Below are 18,752 nucleotides of genomic sequence, written 5' to 3'. Positions count from 1 at the left end.
ATGCCGGGATGAACCCGAAAGCTCACGAACCCGCTAGTTTACCCGCTCCCGGCCCTGACGCGCTTGCGCAGTCCGAAACCCTTGCCGCGCAACTGCGCGACGAGATCGCGGCTGCCGGTGGCTGGCTGCCGTTCGACCGCTTCATGGAGCGCGCGCTGTATGCGCCCGGCCTCGGCTACTACAGCGGCGGCGCGCGCAAGTTCGGGCGTCGCGCTGACGACGGCAGCGACTTCGTCACCGCGCCCGAGCTGTCGCCGCTGTTCGCGCAGACGCTCGCGCAACCGGTCGCGCAAGCGCTCGCGGCGAGCGGCACGCGTCGCGTGATGGAATTCGGCGCCGGCACGGGCAAGCTCGCGGCCGGGCTGCTCGCGGCGCTCGACGCGCTCGGCGCCGGGCTCGACGAATACCTGATCGTCGACCTGTCCGGCGAGCTGCGCGAACGGCAGCGCGACACGATCACGGCCGCCGCACCGGCGCTTGCCGCGAAGGTGCGCTGGCTCGACGCGCTGCCCGAGCGGTTCGACGGCGTCGTCGTCGGCAACGAGGTGCTCGATGCGATGCCCGTGCGGCTGTTCGCGAAGGCGGGCGGCGCGTGGCACGAGCGCGGCGTCGCGCTCGACGCGCGGCAGGCGTTCGTGTTCGAGGATCGGCCCGCCGCGCCGGCCAGCCAGCCGCCGGTGCTCGCGCGGCTCACCGCCGAGGTCGCCGACGGCTATGTGACCGAGACGCACGAGGCCGCGCTGGCGTTCACGCGCACCGTCTGCGCGATGCTCGGGCGCGGCGCGGTGCTGCTGGTCGACTACGGCTTTCCCGCGCACGAGTACTACCATCCGCAGCGCGACCGCGGCACGCTGATGTGCCACTACCGCCATCACGCGCACGACGATCCGTTCCTGTACCCGGGGCTGCAGGACATCACCGCGCACGTCGAATTCACCGGCATCTACGACGCGGCCATTGCCGCCGGCGCCGACCTGCTCGGCTACACGTCGCAGGCGCGCTTCCTGCTGAACGCAGGCATCACCGACGCGCTGGCCGCGATCGATCCGTCGGACATCCACGCGTTCCTGCCGGCCGCGAACGCGGTGCAGAAGCTGATCTCGGAAGCCGAGATGGGCGAGCTGTTCAAGGTGATCGCGTTCTCGCGCGGCATCGACGGCACGCTCGACGCGTTCGCGCGCGGCGACCGCTCGCACGCACTCTGACGGGAGCCGACATGCTGCGCTGGCTGATGGCGTCGTTCGTCGCGGTGATGATCCTGACGCGCTGCTGGCCGTGGCTCGGCAAGCTCGGCATCGGGCGGATGCCGGGCGACGTCACGCTGACGCTCGGCGGGCGGCGCTACCCGTTCCCGTTCATGTCGACGCTGGTGCTGACGATGCTGGTATCGATGGTGGCGCGGCTCCTCTGAGCCGCGCCTGAACGGCGGCGCGTTACAGCTCGATTTCGCCGAGGATCCGGTGCGCGAGCGCCTTCGCCTCGTCGAACGCTTCTTCCTCGCTGGGGCTCGTCGAGTGGACGTCGTAGCGTGTGTTCTCGGTGTCGTCTCCGTCGTCCCGCGAGAGGATCACGTAACCCTGGAACTGACCGTTGGCCGAATGCTGGGTATGCGCCTTGGCCGTGTAGATGCCCTTCGTGAACGTGTTCGTGTCCATCGTGCCTCTCCCGCAAAAGGACACTTCATCGTAGCACTGCGGCGCAGCATGTACAGCGCCGCTTATCGGTGACCGAACGGCGGCCGGCGCGCGTCCGGCCGCGTTCGATCGACCCTCGGTCAGCCTTCGATCAGCGCGACGACCTCGTCGAGCGTCGGCGCGTGCGCGCCCGTATGCCGGCACGCCGCGGCGCCCGCCGCCAGCGCGAACGCGAGATGCTCGCGCCACGATCGCTGCGGCGCGGCCATCAGGCTGAACAGCATGCCGCCGATCGACGCGTCGCCCGCGCCAACCGTGTCGGCCACTTCGACGCGCGGCGGGCTGGCTTCATGCACGTCGCCGTCCGCGTAGAGCGTCGCCGCCTGCGCGCCGCGCGTGACGAGCACCGCCGCGTGCGGGTTCAGCGCGCGCACCGCGCCAATCGCGTCGGGGCCGTCGCCGCCGAACAGGTGCCGCAGGTCCTCGTCGGACACCTTGATCAGGTCGGCGAGCGCGGCCATCTTTTCCAGCGTCGGCCGGTATGCGGCCGTCATCAGGTTCCGGACGTTCGGGTCGAAGCTGATCTTCACGCCACGCGCGTGCAGGTCGGCCGCGAGCGCGGCCAGCGTGCCGGCGAGCGGTTCGCGCACGAGGCTGATGCAGCCGAAATGCGCCCATTTCACATGGTCGGTCCAGCCGGCCGGCAGTTGCGCCGGATCGAACGCGAGATCGGCGCTCGCTTCGCCGATGAAGAAGTACGCGGGCGGGCGGGTCTCGTGGACGATCGCGAGCAGCGGCGGCCGCGCGACGCGCTGCAGGAAGCGCAGGTCGAGCCCGGCCGCTTCGCTCGTGCGCCACAGCACGTCGGAGAAGCAGTCTTCGCCAATCGAGCCCGCGAGCGCGCTCGGCACGCCGAGCCGCGCCACCGCGCGCGCGACGTTCCAGCCGGCGCCGCCCGGCACCGAGGTCCATTGCGCGTCGCCCGCACGCACCATGTCGGTCAGGATGTCGCCCGCCGACACGAAAGCCGGAAACGTGCCGCCGCTCATTGCGTCGGCTCGCTGCGCTGCGCGCGCGCGAGGGTCGCGAGCACGTCGTAGCATGCGCCCATCGTGTGATAGTCGGTCTTGCCGGCCGGGCTCTTCTCGTCGCCGTACTTGCGGTTGTCGCAGGTGAGGATGCGGTACCACGCGCCGTAGCGGTGATCGACGAAGTGCGTCCAGCTGTAGCGCCAGATCTCGTCGTACCAGTCCCAGAAGCGCTCGCTGCCGGTGCGCGCGCCGAGCATCGCGGCCGCCGCGAAGGTTTCCGCCTGCACCCAGAAATACTTGTTGTGGTCGCAGATCGTGAAGTCGGGGCCGAAGCCGTAGCACAGGCCGCCGTGATCGGCGTCCCATGCGTGCGCGAGCGCCGCGTCGAACAGTTCGGTCGCGCGCGGCACGAGCCAGTCGAGCGGGCGGTGCCGCTCGAGGATCAGCAGCAGCTTCGCCCATTCGGTCTGGTGCCCGGGCTGGAAGCCCCACGGACGGAAGATGTTCGAGCTGTCTTCCTTGTTGTAGTCCCAGTCGACCGACCAGTCCGCATGGTAGTGCTCCCACACGAGCCCGCCCGACAGCGCGGCCTGGCGCTGCGTGACGTGGCTCGCGATTTTCTCTGCGCGATCGAGGTACGTGAGGTGGCCGGTCGCCTCGTAGGCCGCGAGCAGCGCCTCCGTCATGTGCATGTTCGCGTTCTGGCCGCGGTACGACGACACGACCCAGTTCGGCGTCGCGTCGTCCGCATAGAGGCCCGCGGCCGCATCCCAGAAGCGGTGTTCGGCGAGCTCGAAGGTGGCCGCGATCAGCGGGCGGGCCTCGTCGAGGCCGGCCATCGTCGCGTGCGCGGCCGCGAGCAGCACGAACGCGAGCCCGTAGCAGTGGCGCGTGCCGTCGAGCGTCGCGCGCTTCGCGCCGTCGCGCCAGTCGAGTTCCCAGTCGTAGCCCTGCAGTTCGTCGTCCCAGTGCGCGTCGCGCAGGAAGCGCAGCCCGTGGCGCGCATATTCCAGGTGGCGCGGATCGCCGAAATGCCGGTACGCCATCGCGTAGTTGAAGACGAACCGGCAACTGCTGACGAGGTGGCGCGACGTGCGGTTGTAAAGGCTGCCGTCGTCGCGGAAGTAATGATGGAAGCCGCCCGTCGGGTCGAACGCATTCGTTGCGTAGAAGCGCAGCGTGTCCTCGATGTGCGACAGCAGGAACGACGGATCGCGGAAACTCGCGACGAACGGCGCGGCTTGTGTGTGGGCGGCCGGCGCGGCCGTGCAGGGTTGGACCGGGGGCATGTTCATGATGATTCGGTGACCGTGGCGGTATCGAGTGCCGGGGAGCCGGCGGGCTGACTGCTGGCCCGCACGATCAGCTCGACGGGCAGGGAAATCTCGGTGCGCTCGGGTGCTTCCGCGAGCAGCAGCTCGACGCCGCGGCGGCCGAGCGCTTCCTTGTCGACCGCGAGCGTTGTGAGCGGCGGGCTTGCGTGTGCGGCAGCCGGGATGTTGTCGAAGCCGACGATCGCGATGTCGTCGGGAATGCGCAGCCCGCGCGCGGTGCAGACGCGCTGCGCGGCGAGCGCGGCTGCGTCGTTGTACGCGAAGACGGCTTCCGGGCGCGGGCCCGGCGCGTCGAGCAGCTGCTCCATCGCGCGCGCGGCGCCGGTGTCGGGATCGAGCCCTGCATCGATCGTTACTTCGTACGCGGGATCGAACAGCCGCCCGGCCTCGAAGAACGCGCGCCGGTAGCCGATCGCGCGCTGCGCGATGCTGTAGTGCGCGGGCGAGCCGCCGATGAACGCGATCCGCGTGCGGCCGGTGGCGAGCAGGTGGCGCATCGCGAGCGCCGCGCCCGTCGCGTTGTCGATGTTCACCGAGCGCAACCCGGGCGCCCACAGGTCGATCAGCACGAGCGGCCGGCCGGTCGCGGCGAGCGCCTCGATCGTTTCCGGCTCGATGAAGCCGGCCACCGCGATCGCGTCGGGCGCGTGCGGGCGCATCTGGCGCAGCACGTCGTCGTTCGGCCCGACCGTGAGCAGCGTCGGCACGATGCCGCGCTCCCGGCACGCGTCCTCGACGCCGTGCAGCACGTGCGAGAAGAACGGGCTGGCCGGAAAGCGGTTGTGCTGGCGGTGCAGCAGGAAGGTGAGCCGGCGGATGCGCGGCCGCAACTGCGCGGGGTCGTAGCCGAGCCGCTGCGCGATCTCGACGATGCGCGCACGCGTCGCTTCGGACAGGCCCGGCTGGTTTTTCAGCGCGCGGGAGACGGTGCCGATCGAAACCTCTGCCGCCCGCGCCACATCGCGAATGGTCGTACCCATCGTTCGGGGTCCGGTTTGTTTAGGGTGAAAGCGATTGTATAGTAAAACGTGTCGCGGAATTCGGGCCGGATAACAGGGGAATACCCGTGAAATCCCGGTTTTTAAGCGCTAATCTGCGAAAACGCCGTTACTAAAAATACTAAACAAAACGCGAAAAAGGCAAGGTGGACGTGCGGGCGCCTGGCGAGCAGGAAATGGGGGCAAACGGACTGGCTTCACGCGTCAGCGCGAACCGTGCCCGACTGCCTCCGCCGACCACCGGGAGGTCGGTGTGCAACTAACGGTCCGGCTGCTTGATGGGCGGGGGCGCAGGCGCGCCCCCGCCGCACCGGGCGCCGCCGGGCGTGCAAACGCCGGCCGCCCGCCGCTCAGCGTATCGCCACGGCCGGCGGTTCGCCGCGATGGCGCAGCGCGGCGCGCCCCGCGTCGAGGTCGACGACCGCGAGCCCGTCCGGCTGCTGTTTCGCGCGCCGCTTCGCGAGCGCTGCGACCGACGCGATCTCGTCGCTGCCGTAGCGCTTCGCGCCGTGCGCGCCGGCCGGCACGCCGACCGCGCCGATCGCCATCGTCACGAAGCCGAAGAATGCCGGGTTGCCGTGGCGGTCCTCGCCACGCAGCCCGCCTGCCTGCCGGTCGGCCTGCGTGTAGAACAGCTGCGCGCCGTCGTTGAAGCGGGCGATCGCGTCGGCGGCGCGCTCGCGCCAGTCGGCGCGCTGGAACAGCACGAGGAAATCGTCGCCGCCGACGTGCCCGAGAAAGTCGCGCTGCGGGTCGCACACGCCGGCCAGCACCGTCGCCGCGAACTTCAGCACCTCGTCGCCCTGCCAGTAGCCGTACTGGTCGTTGAACGGCTTGAACAGGTTCAGGTCGACGTAGCACGCATGAAAGCCCGCGTCGCGCTGGAGCAGGCGGTCGATGTGCGCGCTGATCGGGATGTTGCCGGGCAGGAACGTCAGCGGATTCGCGTAGCGCGCGGCCTCGATGCGCATCTCGGTCACCGCGCGAACGAGGCTCTCGCCGGTGCCGAGCCCGACGTAGCGGCCGTGTTCGGTGATCACGAAGCCGTCCGCGAGATAGCGCTGGTCGTGGCTCGCGAGCAGCGTCGCGAGCTGCTCGAACGTCGTCGCGTTGTCGATCATCAGCGGTGCGTCGTTCGCGAACTGGAGGCACGGCTTCTTCCCGAACACCTCGCGGTGGTACGGCAGCGCGAAGCGGTCGATGAAGCCGCGGCGATTCACGAGCGCGACGGGCCGCCCGCGTTCGACGAGCGCGACCGCATGCAGGTCGGGCATTCGGTTGAACAAGTCGAGCACGTCGTTGCTGGTCGCGTCGCGCGGCAGCGCCGGCGCCGGCACCAGCATCTTCCCGGCGATCGTGCCGGCCGGCCGCACCGAGCGCGTCGCGCCGGGAAACACCGCGATGTGCGGCGCGCGGATCGCATCGCGCGCGGCCGGCGCGACGACCTGCGACGGCTGCGCGTTCGGCCGGCCGAGCAGGAAGCCCTGTACGCAGCGGATGCCCATGTCGCGCACGACGATCAGGTCGCATTCGTTCTCGATGCCTTCCGCGATCAGTTGCGCGCCGCTCGCCTGCGCGAAGTGCTGCATCGCTTTCACGGCCTCGAACTTCAGCGGGTCGCGGGCGATGTCGTGGATGAAGAAGCGGTCGATCTTCACGACGTCCGGCTGCAGGCGCAGCCACAGGTTCATGCTCGCGTTCGCGGTGCCGTAGTCGTCGAGCGCGAACTGGACGCCGGCGTCGCGCAGCGACGCGACGGCCGGCCCGATCTGGGCGATGTCCGGCGTCGCGTTCTGTTCGGTTAGCTCGATCACGATGCGCTCGGCGCCGATCCGCGCGCGGACGAGGCGCTGGCGTACGCGCTCCCGTTCGCGCGCGAGCTGCAGGATCGTGCCCGCGCTGAAATTGAGGAACAGCTTGCCGTCGCAGCCGAGCGCCGCGAACGCGTCGAGGCAGGTGAGCGCGGCCGCCTGTTCGAGCGCGATGGTTTCGCCTTCGCGCGCGGCCTGCGCGAACAGCGCGACGGGCGGCTCGAGGTCGGTGCCGCTTGGGCCGCGTATCAGGCCCTCGTATCCGACGACCGTTCCCGACCCGAGATCGACGATCGGCTGGAACACGGCGGCGAGCGCGCGATCCGCGATCAGGCGCGTGATGCTGGCGGCAGCGGAGTCGGGGTGGGGCGCGGGCATGGGCGAGGACAGCCGAATCGACGGGACGCCCGATTTAACGGCACCGCTCGCGGATAATTGAATGAAGATTTCGTGACGCGATGGGCGCTGCTGGTGCATCGCGCTTGGGGCGCATCGGTGTGCGTTTGGAAGTGGGGGGCGTGTGGAGGGAAGGCGGGCACCCGGAGCCCGGAACCCGGAACCCGGAACCCGGAACCCGAGAACCCGAGAACCCGAGAACCCGAGAACCCGAGAACCCGAGAACCCGAGAACCCGAGAACCCGAGAACCCGAGAACCCGAGAACCCGAGAACCCGAGAACCCGAGAACCCGAGAACGTCGGGACGGCGCCCCTCGACGGCCGTCCCGACGCGCGGATCGTCAGCGCTTGCCCGCGCTCAGCGCGCCCGGCGCCGATGTCGCGTCGCCCTCGTCGTGCTCGCCGCTCATGTCGCGCGCGCCCCAACGCTGCGCGAGTGCCGCGCAGGCCATCAACTGAATCTGGTGGAACAGCATCAACGGCAGCACGATCGCGCCGACCGCGTTCGCCGAGAAGATCACCTTCGCCATCGGCACGCCGGCCGCGAGGCTCTTCTTCGATCCGCAGAAGATGATCGTGATCTGGTCGGCGCGGTTGAAGCCGAGCCGTTTGCTGACGAACGCGGTCAGCAGCAGCGCGATCGCGAGCAGCACGAGGTTGACGACGAGCAGGCCGCCGAGCGCGCGCGGTGGGATCTGGTGCCACAGGCCTTCGTTGACGGCCTCGCTGAAGGCGACGTAGACGACGAGCAGGATCGAACCCTGGTCGACGAAGCGCAGTACGCCGCGGTTGCGGTCGATCCAGCCGCCGATCACGGGCCGCAGCAACTGGCCGGCGATGAACGGCACGAGCAGCTGCATCACGATGCTGCCGACGGTGCTCCACGGCGACGCGGCGGCTGCCGACTGCGACGTGATCATCAGCCCGACGAGCGCCGGCGTGACGAAGATTCCGAGCAGGCTCGACGCGGATGCCGCGCACACGGCGGCAGGCACGTTGCCCTTCGCGATCGACGTGAACGCGATCGACGACTGGACCGTCGACGGCAGCGTGCACAGGAACAGCACGCCCGCATACAACGTCGGCGTGACGAGCGGCTGCAGCACGGGTTTCAGCGCGAGACCGAGCAGCGGGAACAGCGCGAACGTGCTGAGCAGCACGACCGCGTGCAGCCGCCAGTGGGTCGCGCCCGCGACGACGGCTTCGCGCGACAGCTTCGCGCCGTGCAGGAAGAACAGCAGGCCGACGGCGATGTTGGTCGCCCAGTTGAACGCGTGGGCGGCCGGGCCGCGGCACGGCAGGAGGCTCGCGAGCACGACGGTGCCGACGAGCGCGAGCGTGAAGTTGTCGGGAAGAAAACGGGGACGGGCCATCGGGAACTCGATTCGGAAACGACGGAGGCGCGCGTCGCGCGCGCGGATGGCGCCATTGTCCCGGTTGGCGATTCACTACACAAATTCATTGTGGGAATCGATTGATGAGCCAGTCTCATGTAATAGTGCTCACCGCACCGGCCCGGCCATGCGCAAAACGGCAGAAGAATGTTCTGTCCCGGTCCCCTGCAGAAGTGAAAAAACCTAGCAGTAACATGGTGTTACACCGATGCCGGCGACATAACACTTTTTGGCTCGACACGCTTTCGGCCCGCTCATAAATTACTGCTGAAAGCCTTGCGTCGGCCAAAAAGCGGCCGGCACCGGGCATGGACAGGCACTGAACGATGACGGAACGGGTGAAACGGAAGATCGGACGATGGGTGGCAGGCGTGCTCGGCGCGCTGCTGATGCCGCTCGCGCTCGCGCAACCGCCCCACGGTGGTCATGCGTTCGGTGGCCACGGCTTCGGCGGTGGCGACATGCGCGCGTACGGTCAGCCGGCCGGCGGGGGGGCGGTCTGGCGCCGCGCTGCGCCGCCCGCCGGTGCACGCGCCGGCGGCGTGAACGGCTACGGCTCCCGCTGGGGGCTGCGGCCGACGCCGTCGTATGGCCATTACGCCGCGCAAAGCCCGTATCGCCCGATCAGCACCGACGTGCGCCAGATGCCGCGCCCGCCGGGCGGCGGCAACGTGCCGCTGCGCGCCGGGTCGATCCGCGCCGATGTCGCGCGCTATAACGAGGAGCGCGGCGGACGTCCGATGCCGCCGCCCCGCTCGCAGGAAGAACCTGCGCACTCGCCGTTTTTCTCCCCGTTCTACCGAAACTGAGCGCCTGCGCGCTCGTCCCTCCGCCGGCTGATGCGAATTCGCCACAGTCGCGCACAGATTTCCGCTGATTTTCCCGTCGCATTGCGCTATCTTTCGCGCCCGGTTCGCGTGCGCCACGCTGCCGTCCCGCCGTGCGATCGCGTTCACGCCGGGCTGCCCGGCCATGCATCCATTCCGCGAAGTTAATGCCGCCGCTATACCCGCAATAAGTGTGCGCAATTTTGACCGGACGAATGATCCGTAAAGATGGCTGCGCCCCATACGACGCAAGCACTCGGCTCCCAAAAACAACGCTCGCGCCACTTATCGACTATTCGACAAAACCTGGAGATCCCATGAAAGCACTCGCTCGCCGTGCGTCGCGCACGTCCGTCAAGCTGATCGCCGCGGCCGCCTGCGTGGCGGCTGCCGCTCCCGTCCATGCACAGTCGAGCGTGTCGCTCTACGGTCAGGTCGACGAATGGGTCGGCGCAACCAAGTTCCCGGGCGGCGACCGCGCGTGGAACGTGAGCGGCGGCGGGATGTCGACGTCGTACTGGGGCTTGCACGGCGCCGAGGATCTCGGCAACGGCTATAAGGCGATCTTTACGCTGGAAAGCTTCTTCCGCGCGCAGAACGGCCAGTTCGGCCGCTTCCAGGGTGACACGTTCTTCGCACGCAACGCCTATGTCGGCATCGATTCGCCGTACGGCACGGTGACGGCCGGCCGCCTGACGACGCACCTGTTCCTGTCGACGATCCTGTTCAACCCGTTCTACGACTCGTACACCTTCTCGCCGATGGTGTACCACGTGTTCCTCGGCCTCGGCACGTTCCCGACCTACCCGAGCGACCAGGGTGCCGTCGGCGATTCGGGCTGGAACAACGCGCTGTCGTACACGTCGCCGTCGTTCGGTGGCCTGAATTTCGGCGCGATGTACGCGCTCGGCAACCAGGCCGGCGACAACGGCTCGAAGAAGTGGAGCGCGCAGTTCAACTACGCGAACGGCCCGTTCGCGGCGACCGCGGTCTACCAGTACGTGAACTTCAACAACGGCCCGCGTGACCTGAGCGCGCTGGTGGCCGGCATGAAGAGCCAGGGCATCGCGCAAGTCGGCGCGACCTACGACCTGAAATACGTGAAGCTGTTCGGCCAGTACATGTATACGAAGAACGACCAGGTCGCGGGCAGCTGGCACGTGAATACCGCGCAGGGCGGCGTGTCGGTGCCGCTCGGCGTCGGCAGCGCGATGGCGTCGTACGCGTACTCGCGCGATGCGGGCGGCCTCGATCAGACGCGCCAGACCTGGGCCGTCGGCTACGACTATCCGCTGTCCAAGCGTACGGACGTCTACGCTGCGTACATGAACGACCACATCAGCGGCCTGTCGACCGGCAACACGTTCGGCGCCGGCATCCGCGCGAAGTTCTGACGCGCACGCGCGACCGGTGCGCCGGCCGCGCGCCAAAAGCGCGGCCGGACTGCATGTTTTCCCGCCAAAACGGCGCCGCGACCCCGCGGCGCCGTTTTGCCTTTCTTGACCTTTCTGTTTCCCCGCCTTTGTTACCCTATCTCGTAATTGGACCATTCCCCCGTCATTACGAGCTAGTTCGATGGATACCCTCGTCAGCATGAATGTGTTTCGCTACGTCGTCGAAGTGGGCAGCTTCGTCGGCGCGGCCGAGCGCATGCAGATGTCGGCTGCGATGGCGAGCAAGCACGTGATGCATCTCGAGCAGCAGCTCGGTGCGCGGCTGCTGCATCGCACGACACGACGCGTCGCCCCTACCGAGGCGGGACGCGAATACTATGAGCGCCTCGTGCAGGCGCTGTCTGAACTCGACGAAGCCGGGCAGGCCGTCGGCGCCGCGAGCGTGGTGCCGCAAGGCAGGCTGCGCGTGACGTCGCTCTCGGCGTTCGGGCTGCGGCACGTGATGCAGGCCGTCACCGATTATGCGGGCCGGTTTCCGGACGTGACCGTCGACATGACGCTGTCCGATCGCGTGGTCGACCTGATCGAGGAAGGCTACGACGTCGCGGTGCGTGCGGCGCCGAACGGATTGAAATCGTCGTCGCTGGTCGCGCGGCAGATCGCGACCGCGCACATCCTGCTGGTCGCGTCGCCCGAGTATCTCGAGAAGCACGGCACGCCCGCGACGATCGCCGATCTCGCGCACCACAACTATCTGCGGCGCGACTCGAATTCGACGATGCTCGATTCGCTGGTGATCGATGCGGCCGCCGCGTCGCGCGTGAACCTCAACGGCAACCTGATCGTGAATCATCTCGAAGGGCTGCGTGCGGCCGTGCTCGCGGGCGCGGGCATCGCGCTGCTCGGCACCGAGGTGGTCGGCGACGACATCGAGTCCGGCCGGCTCGTGCCGGTGCTGCTCGATGCGGTGCCGCCGCACGAGGCGCCGATCTATGCGGTCTACGCGAGCCGTCGTCACGTGTCCGCGAAGGTGCGTTCGTTCGTCGACTTCCTGGCGGCGCGTTTCGAAGGGCAGTCGCTGTGTCCGTCGATCGAATCGCGCCTGCGCGTGCTGCCGATGACGCGGATGAAGCGCGCGGTCTGAGCCGTCTTTCCCGCGGAAGCGGGGCAATAAAAAAGCGCGAACCGCTTCGGTTCGCGCTTTTTGTTTTGTCGGATGGCATTCGCGCCGGCGGCGGCCGCCATGGCCGCCGCATCCGTCAGCGCGGGATGCCGAGCCGCGCCTTTGCGTCGTCGTACTCGCGCTTCAGGCGCTCGACGAGCGCGCCCACGCTCGGCAGGTCGTCCATCAGGCCGACGCCCTGGCCGGCACCCCAGATGTCCTTCCACGCCTTCGTCTTGTCGCTGCCGAAATTCATCTTGGTCTTGTCGGATTCTGGCAGCGCTTCCGGATCGAGGCCGGCCTTCTCGATGCTCTCGCGGATGTAGTTGCCGTGCACGCCCGTGAAGAGGTTCGTGTAGATGATGTCCGACGATTTCGCGTTCACGATCGCGTGCTTGTAGTCGTCGATCGCGTGCGCTTCCTGCGTCGCGATGAAGCGCGTGCCCATGTACGCGAAGTCGGCGCCCATCGCCTGCGCCGCCAGGATCGAGCCGCCGTTCGCGATCGCGCCGGACAGCACGATCGGGCCGTCGAAGATCTTGCGGACTTCGCCGACAAGCGCGAACGGCGACGTCGTGCCCGCGTGGCCGCCTGCGCCGGCCGCGACGAGGATCAGCCCGTCGACCCCGGCTTCGAGCGCCTTCTGCGCATGACGCAGATTGATCACGTCGTGCAGCACGATGCCGCCGTAGCTGTGCACCGCGTCGACGATCTCGCGCGCCGGTGCGCGCAGGCTCGTGATGAAGATCGGCACCTTGTGCTCGACGCACACGCGCACGTCGTGTTCGAGCCGCGCATTCGACTGGTGGACGATCTGGTTGACCGCGATCGGGCCGATCACCGCGTCGGGATTTTTTGCCTGGTGGTCGGCGAGCTCGGACTGGATCTGCGTGAGCCACTCGTCGAGCAGTTCGGCCGGACGGGCGTTGAGCGCGGGGAACGAACCGACGATGCCCGCCTTGCATTGCGCGAGCACAAGTTCGGGGTAGCTGACGATGAACATCGGCGACGCGATGACGGGCAGCGTCAGGTTCTGCAGGACGGTGGGCAAGGCCATGTGATGTCTCCAGTCTCCAGGGGGCGGCCGCGCGGTCGCGCCGACGCCGCCATGCTTTGCGGTCGAACGGTGATGATGATTCGAGTGTAGCTGCGAAACGAGGTCGTTCATATTAATACGAACGATCGTGCGATTCTACGCGAGCTTAACAAAATGCGCGGTGTGCCGGCAATCGAGTGAGTGTTCTCTTTCTACGGATTCCGGCTGTCGCCCCGCTGTGGAGATGTGCAAGCGCTCCTAAAATAGCCGCCATAACAAACCAACGAGAAACAAACCATGTCGTTTGAGGCGTTTGCACCGTTTCGCGTGACGGTGCAGGACACCGACATCTTCGGTGTCAAAGGAGGCGCGGGTCCGCCGCTCCTGTTGCTGCACGGACATCCGCAAACCCACATGATCTGGCATCGCGTTGCCGCGACGCTCGCGGATCATTTCACGGTGATCGCCACCGACCTGCGCGGTTACGGCGCGTCGGGCAAGCCGCCGAGCGACGCGCGGCATGCGCCGTATTCGAAACGTGCGATGGCGGCCGACCAGGTCGCCGTGATGCGGCATTTCGGCTTCGAGCACTTCCACGTGTGCGCGCACGATCGCGGCGCGCGGGTCGCACACCGGCTTGCGCTCGATCACGCGGACGCCGTCGAGCGGATGATGCTGCTCGACATCGCACCGACGCTCGCGATGTACGAGAAAACCGATCGCGCGTTCGCGACCGCGTATTTCCACTGGTTCTTCCTGATCCAGCCGGAGCCGCTGCCCGAGACGCTGGTCGGCGCGCATACCGATGCGTACATCGAGCGCGTGATGGGCAACCGGTCCGCCGGGCTCGCACCGTTCGCGCCCGAAGCGCTCGCCGCGTACCGGGCCGCGCTCGCGCAGCCGGGCGCCGTGCATGCGATGTGCGAGGACTACCGCGCATCCGCGACGATCGATCTCGAGCACGATCGTGCGGATCTCGAGCGCGGCAACAAGGTTGCGTGTCCGCTGCGCGTGCTGTGGGGCGAGCACGGGATCGTCGGCCGCTGCTTCGATCCGCTCGAGGAATGGCGCCGCGTGGCGCGCGACGTCAGCGGCCGCGCGCTCGAGTGCGGACACTACATTCCGGAAGAGGCGCCCGTCGCGCTGATCGACGAACTGCTGGCGTTCTTCGACGCGCGCGACACGGCTGCCTGACGATGCGCGAGCGGCGCGCGACCCGGCTGCTCAGCGGTGCGCGCCGTCGTCCTCGATGAGCGGCGGCAGCCGGCGCGGCACCGGCGTCGATTTGACGATCGCGGTGCTCGTCTCGGCGCGCTCCGTCACTTTCGACAGGATGTCGTCGAGGTGCTCGATCGTGCGCAGGTAGAGCCGGCAGATGAAGCAGTCGTCGCCGGTGACCTTGTCGCACTCGACGAATTCGGGAATCCGCCGCAGCATCTCTTCGACGAGATGCAACTGGCCGGGCAGCGGCTTCACGCGGACGATTGCCTGCAGCGTGTAGCCGAGCGCGCGCGGGTCGAGCTCGACGGTGAACGCGGCAATCACGCCTTGCGCTTCGAGCCGCCGCACGCGGTCCGCGGTCGCGGGCGCCGACAGCCCGATCTGCCGGGCGAGCTCGCTGGTCGCGATGCGCGCGTCGTCGGCCAGCGCCGCGACGATCGCGCGGTCGGTCGCGTCGAGCGACGCGACGGCAGGCGGGGGAAGGCGTTTCGGCATGATCGCTTTGGTTTCGAAGGTGAATCGGTCGATTCACTTCAGTTTAGCCGTGGTCGCCGCGAAAGCAAGTTTCTAGAATCGAAGTCATCCACGCTTCTGAACGGAGTTCACGATGGCTTCGAATGAAATTCGCCGCGGCGCCGCCGAGATGGTCGTCGCAATGATGATGTCCGGCACGATCGGCTGGCTCGTGATGTCATCGCGGCAGCCGCTGACGAACGTCGTGTTCTTTCGCTGCCTGTTCGGCGCCGCGACGCTCGCGATCGTCTGCGCGGCGTTCGGGTTTCTGCGCCGCGCGCTGTTCTCGCCGCGCATGCTTGCGCTTGCGATGCTCGGCAGCGTCGCGATCGTCGCGAACTGGCTGCTGCTGTTCGCTGCCTACTCGCGCGCGTCGATCTCGATGGCGACCGCCGTCTACAACACGCAGCCGTTCATGCTCGTCGCGCTCGGCGCGATCGTGTTCCGCGAGCGGATCACCGCGTCGACGGTCGTGTGGCTCGCGCTCGCATTCGTCGGGCTCGTCGCCGTGGTGCGCGTCGAGCCGGCCGTGCTCGCGGTGCCGGGCGAATATCTGGAAGGCGTCGCGCTGTCGCTCGGCGCGGCCTTTCTGTATGCGATCTCGTCGATCGTCACGAAGCACCTGAAGGGCACGCCGCCACATCTGCTCGCGCTGCTGCAGGCCGGCCTCGGGGTCCTGCTGCTCGCGCCGTTCGCGCACTTCGGTACGTTGCCGGCGACCGCCGGGCAGTGGCTCGACCTCGTCGTGCTCGGCGTCGTGAACACCGGTCTGATGTATGTGCTGCTGTACGGCGCGATCCAGAAGTTGCCGACCGCGATGACCGGTGCGCTGTCGTTCGTCTATCCGGTCGTCGCGATCGTCGTCGATCACGTTGCGTTCGGGCAGACGCTCGCGTGGACGCAGGTGTTCGGCGCGCTGCTGATCCTGCTCGCGGCGGCCGGCGTGAATCTCGGCTGGCGCATCGTGCCCGCCCGTCGCGCGGCCGTCGGCAACTGAAACGGTCGTGCGATTCGGCGCCGCCGCGGGCAGCGCAGCGGCGCGTCGAATGCGCGTTTCAGGAACGAGCATGGCGCGCGGATGGCGTGTCCACGGCGAGCGAAAGCGCTGCGCGCGCATGCGTGGAAGACGCTGTAAGAAGTTGTAGGGAAACACCCGATGCGATGCGGCCGCGTCGCTCGTATGATGCGGGCTGTGACGTTGATCACGTTCACAGGATTCCGATCTCATGCCGTTCGCCTGTCAGGCTGAACGGCTTTTTTTTATGCGCCGCTTCTCGCCAGCAGACGCCGCCGCGCATCGAGCCGCGCGAGCAACGCGCGCCTCGCGTCGTCGTCCGACGCACGCCACCCCTTGATCTCGTCGCGCGTGCGCAGGCAACCCGCGCACCAGTCGGTGCGCGGATCGATCCGGCATACGTCGGTGCACGGCGACGCGACCGTGGCGACCGGCGCCGTCACCGGCACGTCGCTCATGCGGGCTCCCGCAATGCGATGTCCGCCACCGGCGCGCCCGTCAGCGATACGAGTTCGTTCGGCGACAGGTTGAACACCGCGTGCGGATGGCCGGCGGCCGCCCACAGGCTGTCGAGCTCGAGCAGGTCGGCGTCGATCAGCGTGACGGGGTCGACGAGATGGCCGATCGGGCAGACGCCGCCGATCGCATAGCCGGTGTTGTCGCGCACGAACTTCGCGTCCGCGCGGCCGACCGCGCCGACTTGCGCGGCAACCTTCTTCTCGTCGACGCGATTGACGCCGCTCGCGACCACGAGCACCGGCGCGCCGTCCGACTGGCGGCGAAACAGGATCGACTTCGCGATCTGCGCGACCGAGCAGCCGAGCCCGGCTGCGGCTTCGGCCGAAGTCTTGCCGGTTTCGGCGAGCATCACGATGCCTTTCGCATGGCCGCGCTCGCGCAGCAGCAGCGCGACGCGCCGCGCGGAATCGGGGAGGGAATCGAATGAAGCGGGTGTCGTCATGTTGAGGAATCCATGGAATACCGGGGTCACACGCAGTTCGCGGCGTCGGCCGCGCTCTGCGCCTTGGCGAGCAGTGCGCGACCGGCGCGCGACACGTTCGCGCGGCCGATCGCGTTCGAGATGAAGTCGCCGGCGGCGACCACTTGCGCGAGATCGATGCCGGTGTCGATGCCGAGGCCCTGCATCAGGTACAGCACGTCCTCGGTCGCGACGTTGCCGGTCGCGCCCTTCGCGTACGGGCAGCCGCCGAGGCCCGCGACCGACGCGTGGAAAATCTCGATCCCCTCGAACAGCGCCGCGTAGATGTTCGCGAGCGCCTGTCCGTAGGTGTCGTGGAAGTGGCCCGACAGGCGTTCGCGCGGGAACACGCGCGTGACGGCCGCAAGCACTTCGCGGGTGCGCTTCGGCGTGCCGACGCCGATCGTGTCGGCGATGTCGATCTCGTCGCAGCCGAGCGCGGCGAAGCGCTCGACGACGTCGACGACCGAGGCGACCGGCACGTCGCCCTGGTACGGGCAGCCGAGCGTGCACGACACGCTGCCGCGCAGCCGCAGGCCCGCGTCCTTCGCCGCCTTCGCGACGGGCTCGAAGCGCGCGATGCTCTCGGCGATGCTGCAGTTGATGTTGCGCTGCGAGAACGCCTCGCTCGCCGCGCCGAAGATCACGACTTCGTCGGCGCGCGCGGCGAGCGCATTCTCGAAGCCCTTCAGGTTCGGCGTGAGCACCGAGTACACGGTGCCCGCGCGGCGCTCGATGCCGGCCATCACGTCGGCGCCGTCGGCCATCTGCGGCACCCATTTCGGCGACACGAACGATGCGGCCTCGACATTGCGGAAGCCGGCGCGCGACAGCCGGTCGACGAGCGCGATCTTCACGTCGGTCGGCACGAAGGTCTTCTCGTTCTGCAGCCCGTCGCGCGGGCCGACTTCGACGATCTTGACGGCGGAGGGGAACGTCATGGTTGTCTCCTGGTTTGCTTGTAGGTTCAGTAGCCGCGTGCGTAGTCGACGATGCCGCCGACGCGCTCGCCGCGCTCGAGCGCGCGGATCTTGCCGGCGATCTGCGCGACGGCTTCGTCGCGCAGCGTCTCGGCCGAGCTGTGCGGCGTGATCGTGATGCGCGGCGTGTGCCAGAACGGATGGTCTTCGGGCAGCGGCTCGCGCTGGAATACGTCGAGCGTCGCGGCGGCCACCTGGCCGCTCGAGAGCGCGTCGAGCAGATCGGCCTCGACGAGATGCGCGCCGCGCGCGACGTTGACGACATACGCACCGGGCGCGAGCCGCGCGAAGGTGCGCGACGACAGGATGCCGTCGGTGTCGGGCGTGCTCGGCAGCAGGTTGACGAGCACCTTCGCGCCGTCGATGCACGCATCGAACGCGCCGTCGCCGGCGAAGGTCGCAATGCCGTCGAGCTGCTTCGCGCTGCGGCTGTAGCCGCGCACGGGCAGGCCGAGCGCGGCGAGCGCGAGCGCGACCTGCGCGCCGAGCACGCCGAGGCCGAGCACGGCGACGGTGAAGCTTGCGCGCGCATGCGGCTCGAGCGGCCGCCAGCGGCGCTCGCGCTGCAACGCTTCGTATTCGTCGAAGCGGCGCAGGTAGCGCAGCACCGCGTGCGTCACGTATTCGACCATCTGCCGCGCCATGCCCGAATCTTCCAGCCGCACGAGCGGCACGTGCCGCGGCAGCGTGCCCGGATGCGCGTGCTCGAGCGCGAGCAGCGCGTCGACGCCGGCGCCGAGGTTGAAGATCGCGCGCAGGCCGTCGCGCGGGGTGAAGAATTCGCGCGGCGCGCGCCACACGAGCGCGTAGTCGGCGGCGGCCGTGTCGCCCGGCTGCCACGCGCGCAGTTGGGCTTCCGGCAGCGCATGCGCGATCTCGTCGCGCCACGCGCCGGCTTCCTGGTGCGGGGAATGGAACAGGATCTTCATTGGATGACGGCGCGCGCGCCGGCGAGGCGCGTCACGGGCACGGCGAGCAGGGCCGGGCGCAGCGCGCCGGCGGGCGTAGCGGACATCGGGCGTCTCCT

19 protein-coding genes are annotated in these 18,752 nt (G+C 68.5%); 7 read left to right on the top strand and 12 right to left on the bottom strand.

What is annotated here, in order from left to right; all coding sequences use genetic code 11:
- Positions 1-8: 8 nt before the first annotated feature.
- Together ACPTTC_RS17200 and ACPTTC_RS17195 are read left to right on the top strand one after the other, a co-directional pair.
- Positions 9-1,205 (top strand): class I SAM-dependent methyltransferase, encoded by a 1,197-nt coding sequence (locus tag ACPTTC_RS17200; RefSeq protein WP_423393181.1) that lies wholly within the window; start codon positions 9-11, stop codon positions 1,203-1,205.
- 11 nt (positions 1,206-1,216) lie between these two features.
- Positions 1,217-1,411 (top strand): DUF2905 domain-containing protein, encoded by a 195-nt coding sequence (locus tag ACPTTC_RS17195; RefSeq protein ID WP_006484654.1) that lies wholly within the window; start codon positions 1,217-1,219, stop codon positions 1,409-1,411.
- A gap of 22 nt (positions 1,412-1,433) precedes the next feature.
- Here ACPTTC_RS17195 and ACPTTC_RS17190 read toward each other — a convergent pair whose 3' ends face one another.
- The 6 genes from ACPTTC_RS17190 to ACPTTC_RS17165 all read right to left on the bottom strand — a co-directional run bounded on the left by ACPTTC_RS17190 (position 1,434) and on the right by ACPTTC_RS17165 (position 8,577).
- On the bottom strand, positions 1,434-1,655 hold the full coding sequence (locus ACPTTC_RS17190) for a hypothetical protein (RefSeq protein ID WP_129513135.1): 222 nt from the start codon (positions 1,653-1,655) through the stop codon (positions 1,434-1,436).
- 119 nt (positions 1,656-1,774) lie between these two features.
- A complete protein-coding gene (locus ACPTTC_RS17185) occupies positions 1,775-2,683 on the bottom strand; it encodes a carbohydrate kinase family protein (RefSeq protein ID WP_226198541.1) in 909 nt (302 codons plus the stop codon).
- Positions 2,680-3,960 (bottom strand): AGE family epimerase/isomerase, encoded by a 1,281-nt coding sequence (locus ACPTTC_RS17180; RefSeq protein ID WP_423393180.1) that lies wholly within the window; start codon positions 3,958-3,960, stop codon positions 2,680-2,682. The genes ACPTTC_RS17185 and ACPTTC_RS17180 overlap by 4 nt, the downstream gene beginning before the upstream one ends.
- Positions 3,957-4,979, bottom strand: coding sequence for a LacI family DNA-binding transcriptional regulator (locus tag ACPTTC_RS17175; protein ID WP_046544274.1), 1,023 nt, complete (start codon positions 4,977-4,979; stop codon positions 3,957-3,959). Before ACPTTC_RS17175 ends, ACPTTC_RS17180 begins: the two co-directional genes overlap by 4 nt.
- 368 nt (positions 4,980-5,347) lie before the next feature.
- On the bottom strand, positions 5,348-7,186 hold the full coding sequence (locus tag ACPTTC_RS17170) for an EAL domain-containing protein (RefSeq protein ID WP_423393179.1): 1,839 nt from the start codon (positions 7,184-7,186) through the stop codon (positions 5,348-5,350).
- Positions 7,187-7,545: 359 nt separating this feature from the next.
- Positions 7,546-8,577 (bottom strand): bile acid:sodium symporter family protein, encoded by a 1,032-nt coding sequence (locus ACPTTC_RS17165; RefSeq protein ID WP_011353419.1) that lies wholly within the window; start codon positions 8,575-8,577, stop codon positions 7,546-7,548.
- A 347-nt stretch (positions 8,578-8,924) separates the two neighbouring features.
- Between ACPTTC_RS17165 and ACPTTC_RS17160 the strand changes: the two genes are divergently transcribed.
- The 3 genes from ACPTTC_RS17160 (at position 8,925) to ACPTTC_RS17150 (ending at position 11,963) form a co-directional block, all read left to right on the top strand.
- Complete coding sequence (locus tag ACPTTC_RS17160; RefSeq protein ID WP_423393178.1) at positions 8,925-9,407, top strand: peptide-binding protein; 483 nt, start codon at positions 8,925-8,927, stop codon at positions 9,405-9,407.
- 335 nt (positions 9,408-9,742) lie between these two features.
- Positions 9,743-10,819: a porin gene (locus ACPTTC_RS17155; protein WP_175951355.1), complete on the top strand. Its 1,077-nt coding sequence runs from the start codon at positions 9,743-9,745 to the stop codon at positions 10,817-10,819.
- A gap of 181 nt (positions 10,820-11,000) precedes the next feature.
- On the top strand, positions 11,001-11,963 hold the full coding sequence (locus tag ACPTTC_RS17150) for a LysR family transcriptional regulator (RefSeq protein WP_175951356.1): 963 nt from the start codon (positions 11,001-11,003) through the stop codon (positions 11,961-11,963).
- Between the two features lie 115 nt (positions 11,964-12,078).
- Here ACPTTC_RS17150 and ACPTTC_RS17145 read toward each other — a convergent pair whose 3' ends face one another.
- On the bottom strand, positions 12,079-13,038 hold the full coding sequence (locus ACPTTC_RS17145; RefSeq protein ID WP_047852303.1) for an NAD(P)H-dependent flavin oxidoreductase: 960 nt from the start codon (positions 13,036-13,038) through the stop codon (positions 12,079-12,081).
- Between the two features lie 276 nt (positions 13,039-13,314).
- On the opposite strand from ACPTTC_RS17145, the gene ACPTTC_RS17140 reads away from it, so the two are divergent.
- The gene (locus ACPTTC_RS17140; protein WP_423393177.1) at positions 13,315-14,211 is read left to right on the top strand and encodes an alpha/beta fold hydrolase; all 897 of its coding nucleotides are present in this window, start codon (positions 13,315-13,317) and stop codon (positions 14,209-14,211) included.
- A gap of 30 nt (positions 14,212-14,241) precedes the next feature.
- Here the strand turns inward: ACPTTC_RS17140 and ACPTTC_RS17135 are convergent, their stop codons facing one another.
- Positions 14,242-14,733 (bottom strand): Lrp/AsnC family transcriptional regulator, encoded by a 492-nt coding sequence (locus tag ACPTTC_RS17135; protein ID WP_226198536.1) that lies wholly within the window; start codon positions 14,731-14,733, stop codon positions 14,242-14,244.
- 112 nt (positions 14,734-14,845) lie between these two features.
- Between ACPTTC_RS17135 and ACPTTC_RS17130 the strand changes: the two genes are divergently transcribed.
- Positions 14,846-15,748, top strand: a complete 903-nt coding sequence (locus ACPTTC_RS17130; RefSeq protein WP_423393176.1) for a DMT family transporter — start codon at positions 14,846-14,848, stop codon at positions 15,746-15,748.
- A gap of 263 nt (positions 15,749-16,011) precedes the next feature.
- Here the strand turns inward: ACPTTC_RS17130 and ACPTTC_RS17125 are convergent, their stop codons facing one another.
- Genes ACPTTC_RS17125 through ACPTTC_RS17110 form a run of 4 tightly spaced genes read right to left on the bottom strand, consistent with a single transcriptional unit; the run spans position 16,012 to position 18,654 of the window.
- Positions 16,012-16,224: a DUF1289 domain-containing protein gene (locus ACPTTC_RS17125; RefSeq protein ID WP_175970782.1), complete on the bottom strand. Its 213-nt coding sequence runs from the start codon at positions 16,222-16,224 to the stop codon at positions 16,012-16,014.
- Entirely contained in the window at positions 16,221-16,727 is a 507-nt protein-coding gene (locus ACPTTC_RS17120; RefSeq protein WP_423393175.1) for a YbaK/EbsC family protein, read from the bottom strand. Before ACPTTC_RS17120 ends, ACPTTC_RS17125 begins: the two co-directional genes overlap by 4 nt.
- 26 nt (positions 16,728-16,753) lie before the next feature.
- Positions 16,754-17,686, bottom strand: a complete 933-nt coding sequence (locus tag ACPTTC_RS17115) for a hydroxymethylglutaryl-CoA lyase (protein WP_423393174.1) — start codon at positions 17,684-17,686, stop codon at positions 16,754-16,756.
- Positions 17,687-17,712: 26 nt separating this feature from the next.
- Positions 17,713-18,654, bottom strand: coding sequence for a 2-hydroxyacid dehydrogenase (locus ACPTTC_RS17110; RefSeq protein ID WP_423393173.1), 942 nt, complete (start codon positions 18,652-18,654; stop codon positions 17,713-17,715).
- Positions 18,655-18,752: the final 98 nt, after the last annotated feature.

This window comes from Burkholderia mycopellens (assembly GCF_964265025.1).
Lineage (GTDB): Bacteria > Pseudomonadota > Gammaproteobacteria > Burkholderiales > Burkholderiaceae > Burkholderia.
Note: the sequence above shows the minus strand (reverse complement) of the source record. Positions and strands in the feature narration are given on the sequence as shown.